General features: G+C 51.8%; 14 protein-coding genes and 1 tRNA gene. 3 read left to right on the top strand and 12 right to left on the bottom strand.

What is annotated here, in order from left to right; genetic code table 11:
* Nucleotides 1-365: 365 nt before the first annotated feature.
* The 8 genes from OZX70_RS04700 to OZX70_RS04665 form a co-directional block, all read right to left on the bottom strand.
* Complete coding sequence (locus OZX70_RS04700) at nt 366-713, bottom strand: RNA polymerase-binding protein RbpA (protein ID WP_277179406.1); 348 nt, start codon at nt 711-713, stop codon at nt 366-368.
* A gap of 84 nt (nt 714-797) precedes the next feature.
* The gene (locus OZX70_RS04695) at nt 798-3,560 is read right to left on the bottom strand and encodes a DEAD/DEAH box helicase (RefSeq protein WP_277179404.1); all 2,763 of its coding nucleotides are present in this window, start codon (nt 3,558-3,560) and stop codon (nt 798-800) included.
* Between the two features lie 79 nt (nt 3,561-3,639).
* On the bottom strand, nt 3,640-4,107 hold the full coding sequence (locus tag OZX70_RS04690) for a hypothetical protein (RefSeq protein WP_277179401.1): 468 nt from the start codon (nt 4,105-4,107) through the stop codon (nt 3,640-3,642).
* 84 nt (nt 4,108-4,191) lie between these two features.
* A complete protein-coding gene (locus tag OZX70_RS04685) occupies nt 4,192-6,120 on the bottom strand; it encodes a WYL domain-containing protein (RefSeq protein ID WP_277179399.1) in 1,929 nt (642 codons plus the stop codon).
* Nucleotides 6,121-6,396: 276 nt separating this feature from the next.
* On the bottom strand, nt 6,397-7,794 hold the full coding sequence (locus OZX70_RS04680; RefSeq protein WP_277182107.1) for a UTP--glucose-1-phosphate uridylyltransferase: 1,398 nt from the start codon (nt 7,792-7,794) through the stop codon (nt 6,397-6,399).
* A 215-nt stretch (nt 7,795-8,009) separates the two neighbouring features.
* Nucleotides 8,010-8,144 carry a hypothetical protein gene (locus tag OZX70_RS04675; protein ID WP_277179397.1) on the bottom strand — a complete coding sequence of 45 codons (135 nt, stop codon included), beginning with the start codon at nt 8,142-8,144 and terminating at the stop codon, nt 8,010-8,012.
* A gap of 63 nt (nt 8,145-8,207) precedes the next feature.
* Nucleotides 8,208-8,447 (bottom strand): VOC family protein, encoded by a 240-nt coding sequence (locus OZX70_RS04670; RefSeq protein WP_348519440.1) that lies wholly within the window; start codon nt 8,445-8,447, stop codon nt 8,208-8,210.
* 521 nt (nt 8,448-8,968) lie between these two features.
* A tRNA-Pro gene (locus OZX70_RS04665) sits at nt 8,969-9,042 on the bottom strand.
* 190 nt (nt 9,043-9,232) lie between these two features.
* Here OZX70_RS04665 and OZX70_RS04660 point away from each other — a divergent pair.
* Together OZX70_RS04660 and OZX70_RS04655 are read left to right on the top strand one after the other, a co-directional pair.
* Entirely contained in the window at nt 9,233-10,480 is a 1,248-nt protein-coding gene (locus OZX70_RS04660) for a zinc ribbon domain-containing protein (RefSeq protein ID WP_277179395.1), read from the top strand.
* The gene (locus tag OZX70_RS04655) at nt 10,461-10,763 is read left to right on the top strand and encodes a hypothetical protein (RefSeq protein ID WP_277179393.1); all 303 of its coding nucleotides are present in this window, start codon (nt 10,461-10,463) and stop codon (nt 10,761-10,763) included. Before OZX70_RS04660 ends, OZX70_RS04655 begins: the two co-directional genes overlap by 20 nt.
* A gap of 77 nt (nt 10,764-10,840) precedes the next feature.
* Here OZX70_RS04655 and der read toward each other — a convergent pair whose 3' ends face one another.
* A complete protein-coding gene (gene der, locus OZX70_RS04650; RefSeq protein ID WP_277179390.1) occupies nt 10,841-12,976 on the bottom strand; it encodes a bifunctional cytidylate kinase/GTPase Der in 2,136 nt (711 codons plus the stop codon).
* Entirely contained in the window at nt 12,973-13,749 is a 777-nt protein-coding gene (locus OZX70_RS04645) for a pseudouridine synthase (RefSeq protein WP_277179388.1), read from the bottom strand. Before OZX70_RS04645 ends, der begins: the two co-directional genes overlap by 4 nt.
* Before the next feature lie 188 nt (nt 13,750-13,937).
* Between OZX70_RS04645 and OZX70_RS04640 the strand changes: the two genes are divergently transcribed.
* On the top strand, nt 13,938-14,960 hold the full coding sequence (locus OZX70_RS04640; protein WP_277179385.1) for an aquaporin: 1,023 nt from the start codon (nt 13,938-13,940) through the stop codon (nt 14,958-14,960).
* Nucleotides 14,961-14,978: 18 nt separating this feature from the next.
* Here the strand turns inward: OZX70_RS04640 and OZX70_RS04635 are convergent, their stop codons facing one another.
* A complete protein-coding gene (locus OZX70_RS04635; RefSeq protein ID WP_277179382.1) occupies nt 14,979-15,266 on the bottom strand; it encodes a DUF3017 domain-containing protein in 288 nt (95 codons plus the stop codon).
* Between the two features lie 117 nt (nt 15,267-15,383).
* On the bottom strand, nt 15,384-17,060 hold the full coding sequence (purH, locus tag OZX70_RS04630) for a bifunctional phosphoribosylaminoimidazolecarboxamide formyltransferase/IMP cyclohydrolase (RefSeq protein ID WP_277179379.1): 1,677 nt from the start codon (nt 17,058-17,060) through the stop codon (nt 15,384-15,386).
* Nucleotides 17,061-17,065 lie beyond the last annotated feature (5 nt).

Genomic DNA, 17,065 nt, shown 5'->3' with positions numbered 1-17,065 from the left:
TTATGTTAGCCAAACGAAGTTTGGGTATATAACGTGACGACGTTATGTCAAGATTTCCTCGTGCAGTTGTAGGGGCGTCACGTTATGTAAGCCAAACAAAGTTAGGGTATATAACGTGACGACGTTATGTCAAGATTTCCTCGAAATCTGACATAACGTACATTATCGGATATTCATTAACTTTGGTACTTACGTCCGTTTGTGACAACTATTCTGGAGTTATTTATCCGCTTTACGACAACCAAGGTTCTCTCAGCGCGATTCTAAGAGACGAAACCCACAAATTCCCAAACAAAAATCGGCAACCACCTGAACAATCAAGCAGCCACCGATTCATTCCAAAAATTTAGCGAGCCGATGTAAACTTACTCGTAATCCGGGAACCAACCTTCACGATGCATCTTCAAACGCTTGTCAAGCAGTTCCTTAAGCTCGTCTTCGGTACGACGTTCCATGAGCATGTCCCAATGAGTACGAGTCGGCTTCTTGATTTCGTCGACTTCGTCAGGATCGGCGTCTTCGCGCTTGGCGACCTCACCGCAACGGCATTCCCATTCGGCGGGAACTTCGGCGCCTTCGGCAAACGGAAGGATCGTACGATGGCCTTTCGGGCATACGTACACCACATCAGTTCTTGCTGCAAAATCAACATTTTCATCGGATTCGAGAGACTTGGCTCCGATACTCATACCGCGCAGGCTGCGTTCCGCCATACATTCTCCTTATTAATAGTCTATTTCTAAAGTACAGAACAGTTCGGACGAGTCGATTATTCCCTCGCCACTGTCGTTTTACGCTCAGTCAACTCCTGAATATGCAACGATACCACGGTTGACCAGTTTGTTGGCCTTTCTTGCGTTCTCGGCAAGATGCGGATCATCGGCCTCATAGTAGGCATCAGCGGTTGAAATTTGCTGGAGCACGTCGGAAAGACGCTTGGCGTTACGTACGAAATCGCCGCCGGTGAGCTCGGTGCCGTGCAGAATCTGAGCGAGGTCCTCTCCCCTGGCCCAGTCATACATGACGTCAACTAGTCCGAAATCAAGCGGTTCCAATTCGTCCAGATCCGCGTCCTCGCGCATCATCTCGACATCCGAGAAAACGTCCCGCAGCTGTCGGCAACTCGACGCCACAGGACCGCCTGGACCGCCGGGGTAGCGACGTGGTTCATTGTCTCCTCCCCTGCGAGCCTGATAGACCAATGAAGACAACGTCGCTGCCAGCTCTTCGGGCTCAAGTTCATCAAGGAAACCGTCGGCGATGGCCTCGGACAGCACCAGATCGTATTCGCTGTACAGATGGCGAAGCAACTGCCCGCGCATGGTGAGATGGTAATCGCGAGCATCTTGCACTGGCTGCGATTCAGTCGTTGATGATGAAACTGTCACATGGTTCGAATCTTGCAAATTCGACCCGTCAGTCATATCCGTCGAGAAGGAATCACGACGGTCTGCCTGCACGGAATTCTTACCGGTATTCTCTTCAGTTTCTTTCAAATATCCGAGCGAAGAAAGCACGTTGCAGATCTGGTCGAACTGACGCGCTACCACACCTGTACGTGATTCGTAGCGGCTTCGTGCACGCTGCAATTCTCTTGACTCACGTAGCCAGCGATGTCCCCATTTCAGGTGGTTCTGGAAGTCCGGGCAAGACTTGCAAGGGTGCTCGCTTTCTTCTGTTTTCAGCTCCGCGATGCGTTTGTCGAGATTCCGGAAAGCTTCGCTACGTGCCTTATCGCTCGTAAAGCTTCTCCGTTTGAGATGCCTGCGTTCCTCTTTCTGCAGATATGAAAGTTTCTGACGAATGGTCATGAATTCCTTGAAATCACCGTGCGAACAGGTGAAGGCTTTCTCGTACCCTTCGACTGCCTTTTCAAGCATCTGTATACGAGAAACAAGATCTTCGGCTGACTCATTGGCTTCCCATTGCGCGAACGAATGGTCGAGCGTATCGCGTGCAGTCTCGTAGCTGCTGGAATTGAGCAAGTTAACGGCCATGTTGAAGGTCGGTTTGAAGCTGGAATGCAGCGGATAGACGCGCTTGCTCGAAAGAGACGCGGCGGTGGCCGGCACGAAGCCCTGATGATCAACGATGACAGCATGGCCAATAGTGTCGATACCGCGCCTGCCGGCTCGACCGGTGAGCTGTGTGTATTCGCCAGGCGTAAGTGTCACATGGTCGACGCCGTTGAATTTCTCAAGCTTTTCGATGACCACGCAACGGGCCGGCATGTTAATGCCCAAAGCCAAAGTTTCGGTGGCGAAGACCATCTTGACCAGACCCTCTTCGAAAAGCCGTTCAACGATTTGGCGGAACAGTGCCACCATGCCGGCGTGGTGAGGCGCAAAGCCTTCTTCCAAGGCGTAGCGGAACCGTGCAAAACCGAGGGCTTTGAGATCGGCATGATCAAGTTCGCCTTCCACCATCTCGTCAACGATGGCACGGATGCGCATCACCTCGTCTTTGGTGGTCAGTTCAAGACCGGCGCGAAGACATTGCTCAACGGCCTCGTCACAGCCGTTGCGTGAGAAAATGAAATAGATTCCGGGCAGGAGCCCCATAAAGTTGAGCTCATCGACCACAGCCCATCTGCGTGGTATATAGCGACGTACTTGCCCAGGCCTGCGCCGCTTCTCGACTCCCCTATGACGCCTGTTTCTGCCGCCTCTCCATTCCTCATGGGCTCGCGACGCCGCTTTCCTATCGAGCTGGTCGATGCGGTCGACGAGTTTTTCATTGAGCTTGTCGGTCTGGACACCGTTTTTATTATGACGATACAGGTCGATGAGTTCGGGTTCGTGCTGGTCGTCTGATTGCACCATGACGTGCTGTTCAAGCGGCACGGGGCGTTTCTCGGAAACGACGAGCTTCGTGGCACCACGCACCGACTCGATCCAGGCGCAGAAATCCTCCACGTTGGAAACTGTGGCCGAAAGACCGATGATTTTGACAGACTTGGGCAAATGGACGATGACTTCTTCCCACACCGGTCCACGGAATTTGTCGGCTAGATAATGGACCTCATCGAGAATCACGTAACGCAATGCCCGTAACGTCTCCGAATTTTCGTAGAGCATGTTGCGCAGCACTTCGGTGGTCATCACCACGATGTTGGCTTCGGAATTGATAGACGTGTCACCGGTCAGGAGCCCGACGTTGTCGGCGCCGTATATCTCGACCAAATCATGGTATTTCTGATTGCTCAGGGCTTTGATTGGTGTGGTGTAGAACGCCTTCACGTTCTTTTCCTGGGCCAGATGCATGGCGAAATCAGCCACGATGGTTTTCCCGGCACCCGTAGGAGCTGCGACCAAAACGTTCTTGTCTGCCTCGAGGGCCTCGTTTGCTTCGACTTGGAACGGATCGAGTTCGAAAGGCAGTGTTCTCGCAAATCGTGCGGCTTCGGACCGTTCGTAAGTACTGTGTTTTTTGAATGCCGTATAACGTTGGGAAGGTGACAACGGGTGTTCTCCGGCAGAATCCTGGTCAACTGATGGGTTGAAATCCACGTTGTCCAGTTCGGAATGCTTTTTATGACGGTAATGATGTGAATGACTCATAGGGATGAAACTGTCGATTCGTGAAAGACGGATATGCTTTTAAACGTTGGCAAAATACACGTAAAAGGCAGCAGAACCGTCATCTAATTGACCTTCGATGTATTTCGATTGGTACTTTTTCGAGGCGTGTCGCTTGCAAGGTCTCAGTTTCCGCCATGATTCCATCGAAAGCTTGATTTGACGACTGGGAAACCGCTTGGTTGCTTCCTGCCGGGACGTTTCCTGTGAACGGCACGCGATTGTGCCTCCAAATGCTCCAACGTTCTGCGTGGCGATTATGCCGGGTAATCCGTCTACGTTCCACCTCGGTTTGTGCGAGACTGTAGCGACGCGCAGCGGTTGAAAGAGGCTGAGTGAACAGCGGCTTTTCATGGGTTTCATTCGACGGTGCGGATTTCTGCATCGCATTGAGATAATTCTGAATCTCTTTACCGGTATCGGCGACGCCATGAGCCGCACGAACCGCATGAATGCCGGCATAAACGAGACCAACGGCAAGAGCCGCAAGCATGATTATCGCGACGATAATCCAACCCCACCAAGGCATGTGACTCCCCTTTCCGGTTTTGCGGTTTTGTTCAATATTGAATTATTCTTTTCAATCGGTTATCGGCAATTTCGGATACAAAAACTATTTATCCTGCTGGTTGCTATTGTTCTCAAGGCTGAGTTCACGATGGGCACGAGCCACAATCATCGTAAGAAGCGGTTCCGGTGCGACCGCCGTGATGTGGCGGGCATGCGCGATGGCAAACGCGACAAACCACGAATCCGAAGAAACTGTCAGATGTACTTTTTCTCCGTCGCCACAACGCTCGACCGTCGCTCCTGGAAGCGTCTTGATGAACGGCAGATCAGGCTTGTCTGTGATGAACACCGTAGGAGTGCCGTTGTCGAAACTCCACTTGCGGAGCTCGGCCACAGGAACGTCCGGAATATCGATCTGCGTCGTGGGCTCAACAAGTTCTGCCTTCTCGATGCGGGAAAGACGCAACACCTGCCAGATGCGTGGTTCACCGGTGGCCTTGTTGATGGTCGTATCTTTGGAGACGAATTTCTTCTTGTCTTTCGGAGCGGCCTTGGCCACATCAGTCCAGACAGCTACGTAATACACACCCTCATCCACGAATATCTTGGACGGGGCGACGAGTTTGCGCCGGGTGCGGCCGGTGCCGTCGGTGTATTCCATATCCAGAAGCGAATCCGTGGAAATGGCGCGCTTCACCACGCTGAAACTGCGCGGCTCGACCTCATAACCAGTCAGCGAAAGCCATGGGGTCTCCCCCGGCTTGACATGCTGACGCAGACGGACATACAACGATTCGGCCTGCTCGCGTTGCTCCATGGGAAGCAGAGAAGAATGTGCCAGATAGCTCACGGAAGCCGTCAGCATGCTCAGATATTGCTGCGAGATACCAGCCAGACGCTCAAGACCCAAGGAATTGGTGGCCGAAACGATGCCGTCCGCGTCCAAAAGCGACCAATCGATGTCGAAGAACTGGCTGCCGGCCATCTCGCCATCGTCCGAAACTGTGGTCAGCGTGTTGATGTCCTTGCGGATGACAGCAACGCCTTTTTTCTTTTCGTCTTCGGTCTTGGGCTCGCCGATGAAACGTTCCGCAAGCTCTTCCAAAGAATATTCCTCTCCAAGATGTGCGGAAAGAAACAGCATCAGACGAAGGCGGCGATCAACTTCGCTACCGGTTTGGAACGAAGAACTGCGCTTGGAATGGGATTTGCTGTTTTCCCGATCGGCTTCGCCATTCACCGTCGTCTTGTTGATGGACGGGGTGACAATGGTCTCCCCTATTTCACCTTGGCTTTCATCGGCCAGAGTGAACTGAGTCGCGGCATTGAGTCTGCGGTTCCAAGCATCCACAGCCTCCTGGGGCGAAACCACCGAGGAACCCGGATGTTCAAGCATGAACATGGCCAGGTCATCAGAATCCGTGTAGGCGACGTTCATATGTCCGCCGTCCACATCGATGGTCGCGGCGAAACGTCGTTGATCGACCACCTTCATCAGATTGTCAGGAATCGGCTGGGTGCCAAGTCCTGGGGCAATCGAGTCAAGCCCGAGTCCCGGAGTCGGAGTCTGCGGCACACGCGGTGCGGTGCGTGAAGTGTGCTGTTGTTCCTCGTGTTTCGCCGACGATGAAGAAATCGACATCGAACGTGCCAGATAGTTCGCTGCGGCGAGCACGGGTAGGTCTTCCTGCTTGAAGCGCAGACGTACCCTCGGCTCATCCCCCAGTTGCAGACGATAGGATGCGAAATCCTGTCCCTCAGACTTCGAAGAATATTCCGGTTGACGGGATTCTATGGCAATGCCCATCGCAGCGAGCTTGGCACGATCACGCTGGAATTGTTTGGCGAATGCTGCCTTTGCCGCCTGATCGGCAAGTTCTCCGTACGAATCTGCATATGCTTTGACGCGCTGTGCTATCTGCCGTGAAGTCAACCATTGTGGGAACGCAGATGATAGGACAGCGAGCACATCCAATTCGTGCTTGCCCCACTTGTCGGAAAAACGTCGCCTTCCGTTGCTTCCTTCTGCCATTAGTCCTCACGTATCGTTAATGTTCAAGTAAAAGTGCGTGCCTTTTGACGCGCATCCTTATCTATATTAGATGCTTTTTCCAGTGAATTGCGGATTTTTGCAAATTTAATTCTTTTTCTCACGTTTTTCCGCGTGTTTTGAGCTTTTTGAAGTCAATTCATTGACAGAACACGGAAATGCATCCTACTTCCGCGATATCAATGAAACTATAAGCAACAAAAAGAACGAAATTCAACGTTTTACTGTATTGCAATTTCGTTCTCCCTGTTTAGCGAATCACCAAAGCCATTCGTCAGGTTCGATTCCCTGTGGCCCGACGAATTCCCCATTCGGCACATAGCTCGGCTTGCCCTGATCCTTCAAAACCGCATCGCCGTAGAAGACGACATCGTGTCCAAAAGTCCAGTCTCCATGGATAGTCACCGAATTGGCAGCGGCCAATGAGGGTATAGCATACGGGAAACGGTCGTTGAAGCCCTCGATATTGCGGTAATATTTCGGGTCCAGCGTCACGTCCGGGAAAAGGTAATTGCCGTCTTCCATCTCATAGGAATCGGTCAAATGGAAGCGGTCGGAACGCATAATGAAGAGGTCGTCGGTGGTCTTAACCGGCAGGAAACGCATGCGATCTACCTGCACGCAGATGGCACCGTCAAAAAGACCAATCGCGGCACCCATCGCGGTTTCCAGTTGCACCACTTTCGCGGTGTCAGGATTCGTAGGGTCGACCGTCTTGTAATTGCGGATGATTGGCAGCGGCAAAACCCCGTCATACTGCTTCAGCTTCGTCTTCAACGCGTCGATACGCACCCAAATGCTGTTGGTATTGAAGTACGGATGACGTTCGATATCTTCCGCCGCTTCCTTGTCATCTGGATTGACCTGTGTCATTTCGCGCAGAATCAGACGGCCGGACTCCTTGTCTCGCACGAAATGGCCGCCCTTGCGGTCGGCGTAGGTGCGGTTGGCGACCTCCACCATGAACGGAGCGCCCGTATTTTCGAAATACTGTGCCAGGGTACGCGAGGGACGGGCCCCAAGGTTATCGGAATTGGATATGAAAAGATATTCGAAGCCTTTGCTCTCCAAAATGTCCAGCAGACCAGATTCCCAGATGGTGGAGAACAGGTCGCCGTGCCCCGGTGGGCACCATTCCAATCCTGGATTTTCTGGAAATTCGGCTGGCTTGCCCGTTTCAATGTCGATTTTGGGTTCCTGATGCTGCACGATCTCGAGTGGAACGTCTTTCTGATGGAAAGTCTTACTTTCCGTGAGAGCTTCGATTGTGTCTTTTGAAGTGCGGAACGAGTTCATCATCGTCAGAGGAAGCGGCACGTTGAGACGCTGCCGAGCGGTGGTCACCTGGCCCATGATGATATCGATGAAACGCATGGGCCGAGCCTTGTGCCGGCGGACCGGAAGGAGAGACTTCGCCTTGTCAAGTCCCATCGAGGTGCCAAGCCCGCCGTTCAACTTGAGGAAAGCGGTTTTTGCAAAGGCATGGACAGCCTGATCGTGGTCGATGGTCTTGTACACGTCATGGAAACTCGGAACATTCTGCAGCGGCTCAACCGCATCCTCACGAATCCAGCTGCTGGCATCGTTGTGTTGCCATTCCTCGTAGAGTCTTTTGAATTGTGCAATGGCCACATCGCTCATATGCGCTTCACGCATCTTTTGCGCAGAAGATTCGAAGGCGTCTTCCAAACCGCACCTCTTTCGTAGTCGAATGTTTCATGTCTTCATCGGCAGTGCTCGGGGCTACAACCGATAAGCATAATTTGTGATTTTACTAGCTTTTCTGAAAGCTTGCTGGAAACATACAAAAGGTGGTGTCGAAATGAATCGACACCACCATAAGTGACTGTTATTGATTACTGGCGGATCATCTACTTGCGGTCGAGGCCTGAATTGACCTGCTCAATAGCCTTGAGCGCGCCATTTACATCGGTCTTTCCGGTGTAGACGTTCTGCATCTGCACGCCGATTTCGTCGTTGAGCTCCTGATGACCCGGATAGTTCAACTTTCAATTGTATGGAAAAGACAGGTCCATCTGCAGTTGCAACGAAAAACATTGTCTGGTCATTTACTCCGGGCGATAATCATGGATGACAGCCTCAACATTGTTGCCGTCAGGGTCAAGCAAGAAAGCGGCATAATAGGTTGCATCATATGCTGGTCGCGGTCCTGGGGCACCGTTATCTCGGCCTCCCGCAGCCAACCCTGCACGGTAGAATTTCCCTACTTCGTCTACATTATGAGCGTGGAAGGCCAGATGGCGTGGCGTCGGGGTTCGTCTTTCGGAGCTGCAATGACATACAGGAATCCGTCACCATCGGCAAAACGAACTTTCTCGGTGTCCTCATCTTCCACTTCGTAGCCGAGTGTCGACAGTACGGCCATATAGAAACAGTACGGCCATATAGAATTTGCATGAAACCGCAAAATCAGACACTGGAATCCTCAAATGATCAATCATGTGCATTCCCCAACAATTTTAAAGTATTATATATTTTATCATTTATCGAAAATAATAAATAGAATAATATCTATTAAAAAGTGCAATATGTTGTTTTTGGATGGCCTTCTTTATTTCGTGTCCGTCGAGGATTCGCCAGTGATGACGCGCTTGCTACAATTTAGGTTGAGCGCAAACCCGAAATTCCGTCGTATTCACCCATTGGAATTCAGACGATTTTTGTAGATCGGATGAGATTTGAACCCTGAATTACGGGTTATAGACCGAAAACGACGGAGGTCTGCGATCATCGTGTCTAATCGTGTCTGAAAACGAAAAAGCCTGAAATCCCGATGTCTTCAAAACGTTGGAATTTCAGGATTTTCTCGTCGGGTCGGCGGGATTTGAACCCGCGACCCCTTGACCCCCAGTCAAGTGCGCTACCAAACTGCGCTACGACCCGAATAGTGCAAAGCACCAAGAGATAAGTTTAGCACAAAGTCGACTTTGTCAGTGCCAACGGCGTGGCGCTACTGGTTTCGTCTAAATGGATAAAATAACTTCAAGGCTGAATATCTCTACTTTGTCATTATTGGTATTTCGCAACCTTTAGAATAAATTGATAAGAGTAAAAAAATACGAAAGGTGTAATCATGAGTATGATTTCCTGTCCAGAATGTGGGACTCATATTTCGGATAAGGCTTTTTCATGCCCCTTTTGTGGCTTTTCCGGTAGCAGCAAAGATGTTCCTATCGGGCAACAACAACATGAATCTACCGGATCAATGGAGTCCTCTTTAGTGGAGATTGAGTATTGGGATCCCACTAAAGAAGTCATAAGCCATCGAAAAATTGCAATAGACCAACCTACACTCCACCATATATTCGAGTTCTTCGGTAACTGGGAAAGAATACAAACAATCTTTCCCGCGCTTGCCCAAGTAATTAGGAAAATGGCCTTTGAGGATTCGTCTCTCAATGTTGAAGCAACAGTTCCGGCATATATCAAGAAACTCATAGACGATGGAACACTGCATTTTGCTCGCGATAAAAACAATCAGGTCCTGCCGGTATTGATGGATAAGAACAATACGATACGGAAACAAATTCGTCTTCATCAGGTTGATAAAGATGCCGAATTAATAGGTTCATTACAACATTTGGAGACTCAGGCTGCAATATCGGCAGTTTTAAATGAAATTCAAAACGTAGAGACTGGTATTGAGCAGATTGGCATCGGGTTGCAAAATGACAGACTTGCCAAGGTCGAGAGTACTTGGGAGAAATTCTCAATTGCCCAATCAACGTATGATTCAAGATTGAGGAATCAATTGTTGCTCGAGACCATTTCAACAGCTTCTGAAAGTAAATATGGTTTGATGAGGCAATGCGAAACAGATCTCGAATATATTCGAGAGCATGAACCCGGAAAAGGCCATGCAGCTTGGGAAAAGGATGAGTCCTCAGCAAAGGCACTTGAAATTCTCAATGATCTCATTTCGATTATGAACATGGTACGCGTTCAAGTCGATGGGTTCAACATGTTGGGTGAACAAGACGACAGCATCAGATGTCTCGAATCTTTCAATAGTTTCGTAGTTGATAACGAGCTAGATGAAAGAAATACGTTTGTTAGACTCAACGGAAATCTTGAAACCAAAGATAAAATTTCTCAAACGCTTATTGACGAATTTCCAACAATAGTTAAGCAGATCGTCCAGATAGGGAGAGTAAACAAAGTTGAGCTTAATCCTGCACATTTAAATGAATTACCTTCATCCGAATCACAACCGATACAAGATGAAAAACTCAATGCAAACTCTACAACCGAAAATCACGAAACAGAAGAGAATAATTCACTTGTAAAGGATAAAAACAAAGATGCTAATCAAAAAGAATAAGCATGTCGAACCTAATAGCGGACAAGTATCAGTTAGTAAAACTAATAATTTGAGTCCTGAAGATAGGCAATCTCAGAATGTTCGATATTGTAAAGAATGCGGTTGTGAATTGCCTAACGAAGTTAAAGAAAAATATTGTGCAATTCACGCGAAGAAAAGAAAAGGCAACCGTGACAAAATTGTTGGTGCAGGAGCAGCAGTAGGAGCTGCAGCGGGATTGCATTTATTAAGAAAAAACCTACCAAAAATTGAAAACTTGGTAGGCAAGGTCATACACCTATAATGTAAGTAAACAAAACCTTGAGAATGGAAAAGTCTCAGAACACATATTTTCGAGGCATACATTCCCAAGGTTTTAATTTATTTCTTCTTCGACTTGCGCTCGCGGATATGCACCGAGATCTGAATCGGGGTGCCTTCGAAGCCGAACTCCTCGCGCAGCTGGCGCTCGATGTAGCGGCGGTAACCGTGCTCGAGGAAGCCAGTGGCGAAGATGACGAAGCGCGGAGGGCGCGTCGAGGCCTGCGTCGCGAACAGAATGCGAGGCTGTTTGCCACCGCGCAACGGGTGTGGGTGGGCGGATTGGATGCGACCAAGGAACGAGTTGAGCTTGCCGGTCGGTATGCGCTTGTCCCACGAGTCCAACGCAGTGTTCATCGCCGCAAGCAGACGGTTGGTGTGCCAGCCAGTCTTGGCTGAGAGGTTGACACGTTGCGCCCAGGTGACTTGGTCGAATTCGGTTTGCCATAGACGCTCGAGACGCTGGCGATCGAAATCGTCCATCAAATCCCACTTGTTGAACACCAAGACGATGGCGCGTCCGGCGTCAACGGCCTGGCTCATCACCTTGAGGTCCTGATCGGAAATCGGCTGCGAGGCGTCAAACAGAACAAGCGCAAGCTCTGAACGTTCGATGGCCGCCTGCGTACGAAGCGACGAATAGTATTCGGCTCCGGAAAGCTTGTGCAGACGGCGCTTGATGCCGGCCGTGTCGATGAACAGCCAATCCTCGTCGCCGATGCGAATGATTTCGTCAACCGGGTCGCGTGTGGTGCCAGCCAAATCGTTGACCACGCTACGTTCCTCATGTGCTAGTTCATTGAGTAGTGAGGACTTGCCCACGTTCGGTTTGCCGATCAGGGCAACGCGACGCAGGTTGGTCGGCGTCAGGAATCCGGAGGTCTTCTTTGCTTTTTTCAAGGTATCCACGGCTACGTCGAGCAAGTCGCCCACTCCCCTGCCGTGCATCGCGGAGATGCCGTAAGGTTCGCCCAGGCCGAGCTTCCAGAAATCGGCGGCAAGATATTCGTTGGAGCCGTCGTCGATCTTGTTGACGGCCAACACCACCGGTTTGCCGCTTTCACGCAGCATCTTGACGATGCGTTCGTCAGTAGATGTAATACCAACTTGTCCGTCAACCACCAATACCACAGCGTCAGAAAGGCCAACAGCCACCTGTGCCTGCGAAGCGATGGCGGATTCAATGCCCTCGACGTCGGTTTCCCAACCACCGGTATCGATGAGTTTGAAGTCGGTTCCGGCCCATTCGGCGTCATAGCTCACGCGGTCGCGGGTCACGCCGGGAGTGTCTTCCACGACGGCCGCGCGACGGCCGAGAATACGGTTGACCAGCGTCGATTTGCCGACGTTCGGCCTTCCGACCACGGCAAGCACACCGACGGCCTTCTGCTTGGCCGCAATTTCGCCATCTACCGTCTCTCCGGCAAGCAGCACTTCGTCTTCCTCGTCAAGGTCGTAGCCTTCGAGGTTCGCGGCATACTGCTTGTACGACTGTTCCTCAACGGCCGCATCGACCAGTGAAATGAGCTTGTCAAGTGTCTGCTCAAACGTCAAGTCGGAATTATCGATAGTTGTCACGCCGTCAGCCGCTTCAAGGAAGCTGGTTGCTTTGGAATCGGCCTTGTCACGGGCTATGACATTATCGGCGCCAACGCCCGCACCGGCTGCAGACTGTCCGGTACGCCGCGCCTGACGTACTTCCGGACGCGCAGTGAGCAGCACACGGACTTCGGCATTCGGAGCGACGACAGTGGTGATGTCACGCCCTTCGGCGACGATTCCGGCACCCTTCGAGAAAGAATCGATAGACGCTTCGCGGTTGATATACGCCCGTTGCGCGGCAATTAGCAGATGCCGGACCGGAACGATATTCGAGACTTTCGAAACATGCGATGAAACGTTCGAATCACGAATCGCCTCACTGATGTCCTCGCCGTCCACCAGAACTTTCGGATCATCAGGGTCAACGCCGATATCGAAGTGGTCACCGGTGAACAGGTCCCCCACCATTTCAGTGATGGCCTGCTCGTCAACAACGTCAGCGCCGAGATCGGCGCCCTGCTTGAGGCACCACCAAGCCGCGGCACGGTACATGGCGCCGGTGTCGAGGTAGGCATAGCCGAAATACTTGGCCAACGCCTTGGACGTCGAGGATTTGCCCACACCTGCGGGCCCGTCAATGGCTACTCGAATCACAAGCCAACCTCCTTGGCAAGCGAGCGAACTTCCGTCTGCGAAAGCACACGGTACGAACCCGGCTTCAGATCGCCGAGTTTGATCGGCCCGATCTGCGTACGCACGAGTCTGCGCACCGGGAAGCCCACAGCACCGAAGATACGGCGGACGATACGGTTCTTGCCAGAATGCAGCACCACCTTGACAATGGCCTGGTCGCGCGATGAATCGATGATGGCGCAATTGTCGAGCCGGATCAGCCCGTCGTCCAGGTTAACTCCCTGAGACACGAGTCGCCGGCAGATGTTGCCGCTGATACGCCCGTCAAGCGTGGCGATATACGTCTTTTTGACCTCGTAGCGCGGGTGCATGACGTGCTGGCTCAGCTCGCCGTCATTGGTCATCAGGATGAGGCCTTCGGTTTCGTAATCGAGACGCCCCATGTGGAAAATGCGCTCGTACTTGTCACCGACAATGTCGCGAAGCGTGAAGCGCCCCTTCGGGTCGTCCATGGTCGAAAGCACCTTCTTGGGCTTGTTGAGTGCCAAGGTGATGTGCTTGTTGTTGAGTCGAATCCTCGACCCGTCGACTCGGATCTGTTGGCTCGACGGGTCGACGCGGGTGCCGAGCTCGGTCACCAGTTCCCCATCGACCTCTACCCGACCTTCTGTGATGATTTCCTCACACTTGCGCCTCGAGCCGAAACCGGCCTGCGCCAAGAGCTTCTGAAGTCTAATTCCTTCATCGTAATTATCGTGATGCGCCTTTTCGGCGTGTGAATATGCGTGTGGCATCGTTCTCCCAACGTGGCCTTGCGAAACGGCTTGATTCGCCTTTTCGTCGCGTACTGTACTCGTTGCGTATCGTCTTGAAAAACTTGTTCGAACACAACGTGAGTTATTATACAGTAGTTACTACCCCTTTGCTATTATGAAGAATTGTATGGCGTGAATTCGCCTATATAACAATAAAAGGAATAGTAATGACGGAACAACAAGCACAACATACGGAAAGCAAGACCTCGCCGGCCATTTCCATTTCTGGAATCTGCAGCGAACTCGTCGGCAGCTTCCTTATTTTTCTAGCAATCTATCTGGTATCGGCGCTTAGCCCGTCATTGTACGGTCCCAGCGCGATTCTGATCGCTGCAGCGACCGGTCTCGCCTACGCTGCCATGACCTTCATCTTCGGCAGGTTTTCGGGCGGCCAATTCAATCCGGCAGTGACGTTGGCGGCGATGCTCGTCAACAAGACCGGTATCGTAAACGGTATTTGCTATATCGTGGCCCAGGTCGTCGGCGCCATCGTGGCCGGCGGTGTAGTCAAGTTGGTATTGCCGACCTCGAAAGCCGCTCCGGCCAGGATGTGGTTCGCCAATGCAGTCAACGGCTATGATCAGGGCTCAATTTCTTCCGCCCAGCTTCAGCAGGCCGGTGTGAGTTTCGGTATTCTGTTCGCGGTCATCGTCGAAGTCATTGCCACGATTATCATCGTAGCCGCTTCACTTAGCGCGATTGATGATGATGGCAAGGCCACCAAGAACGCAGCGGCCATCATGGGCGTCGCCTATGCCGTTGGTGTCACCTTCACCTATCCGATTACCGGTGCCTCGCTCAACCCTGCACGCGCCACCGGCATCGCCATTTTCGCCAACAACGCCGGTCTGACGACAAGCCCGCTGAAACAGCTCTGGATTTTCTGGATTTGCCCGATTCTCGCCGCGGCCATCGTCGCCATCGTCGTTATCGTCGCGCAGATGCTTTCCAGCAAGAATTCCAACGATGTCGAAGCCCTCGATGTCACCGCCGATTGGGAGAAGGAAGACAGCAAGTCCGAGGCTGACAACGAGGACGAATCCTCTGATTCCGAAAAGTCCGATGATTTCCAGATGCCGTCTTTGAGCGATGCCGACAATACTTCGGATTCTGCCGATCAAAACAAGACCGATAATAATGAAACCGTCGAAAGTTTTGATATCAAGGACACCGGCACCGACAAAGATTGAAAACTAGGGTCGTTTACATCACAACATCAGCCGGATGCTGAAGTAAACGACCAGCAATCCGATTCCTAAGGCGATGCCGATAAAGGCATCGAAACCGACTGAACGGATTTTCCAAGGGCTGTTGTCTTTGAAAATCAATCTGATAAGTCCCGTAATAATGGCCGTCGCAGCGAATATCACTGTGGCGGCCATTGTGTGTCCGAGACCTGCCAGTGCGGCGGAAATGATGACCAGAACAAGCACTCCCCATTCGAACAGCGGTTTGCCTTCGTTCTTTTCGGAGACATACGGGTGCTTGTGGGACATGGCCATTCCTTTTGCAATAAAATACCGATACGTGAGCTAGTTTAGCCACGTACCGGTATTTTACTTTATAGGACTAACGGGAGCTTGATCTACAACCGCAATTCCGACTCAGTGAAATCAGTGGAAGAAGTGCCGCGTTCCTGTCAGATACATCGTGATGCCACGCTTCTGAGCGGCTTCAATGACTTCCTTATCGCGAATGGAACCGCCAGGCTGCACGATGGCCTTTACTCCGGCGTCAATCAGTGCCTCGGCACCATCGGCGAAGGGGAAGAACGCATCGGAGGCCGCTACCGAGCCTTGAGCGCGGTTCGCGCCATCGGCAAGTGTGTTGGCACGTTCAACGGCCAGATGACAGGAGTCTACGCGGTTGACCTGTCCCATGCCGATACCCACCGTCGCTTGGTCATGCGCCAAAAGAACAGCGTTGGATTTCACACAGCGAATCGCGCGCCAGGCAAACACCAAATCTTTGAGCGTATTCGTATCAGGCGTCTCACCGGATACTAATTTCCAGTTTGCTGGGTCATCACCGGTAGCATCGATCCTGTCGATGGTCTGGACCAAGATGCCGCCGTCGATCTGACGGAACTGCATATCGGTATGAGGCCGTTGCGCCACTTTGAGGATACGCAGATTCTTCTTATGAGCTTTCAACAGTTCCAGTGCCTCCGGTTCATAGTCTGGGGCTACGATGACCTCGGTGAAAATCGGGCGGACGTTCTGCGCCATTTCCAGAGTAACTTTGGAGTTCGCCGCTATCACACCGCCGTAGGCGCTCATCGGATCGCAAGCGTGAGCTTTGAGATGGGCTTCGGCCACGGTTTTGCCAATCGCAAGGCCGCAGGGATTGTTGTGCTTGCAGACGGCGACGGCGATCTGGGGCGCGAAATCCCACACCGCACGCCATGCGGCATCGGCATCGACGTAATTGTTGTAACTCATCGGCTTGCCGCCTAGCTGCTCGGCGTGAGCGAAACCGGTCTGGTCAAGCGCGTCGACATAAAGACTGGCCTGTTGATGAGGGTTTTCGCCATAGCGGAGTCCGTGTGCATAGTCCCAAGTGCGGGTCAGATGAGAAGAGAACAGATTCGTTTCCATATCTTCTTCAGGCTGCTGCACCTCTTCGGTTTTGGCTGCGTTTTGAGCAGTTTGAGTATCTCTAGAATCGTCAACGGCAATGCTCGACGGTTGCGGCCAGTGATTGCCGGTCCACTCGGCTATGGTCGCGTCATAGGCTGCCGTGGTCTCAAACGCCTTGGCAGCGAGCCAACGACGTTCTTCCAACGAAAATCCGTTGCCATCCGCCACACGCTGTGCGGCCAAGGCATAATCAGCAGGATCGGTAATCACAGCCACGCTGGCACTGTTCTTTGCCGCGCCACGAATCATGGAGGGCCCACCGATATCGATTTTTTCGATGATGTCAGCTTCATCTGCCCCTGAACGTACCGTATCAGCGAAAGGATAAAGATTGACAATGACCATGTCGAATGGCTTGATATCAAGAGACTTCAGTTCTTCGGCCTGCGCAGGATTGGTCATATCGGCCAAAATGCCTGCATGAATATGAGGATCGAGCGTTTTGACACGTCCGCCTAGACTTTCGGGGAAACCTGTGACCTTTTGTACTTCAGTTACATTGACACCGAGCTCGGCGAGTCGTTTCGCTGTAGAACCGGTGGAAACGACTTCGGTACCTGCCTCGATGAACGCATGGGCAAGTCCTTCGATACCGGTTTTGTCGAAAACCGACACCAAAACGCGCCGAATACTACGATTGGTTGCTGCCATCTGTT

It is taken from the genome of Bifidobacterium sp. ESL0732, assembly GCF_029395535.1.
Lineage (GTDB): Bacteria > Actinomycetota > Actinomycetes > Actinomycetales > Bifidobacteriaceae > Bifidobacterium.
This window is presented reverse-complemented; position numbering and strand designations above follow the sequence as displayed.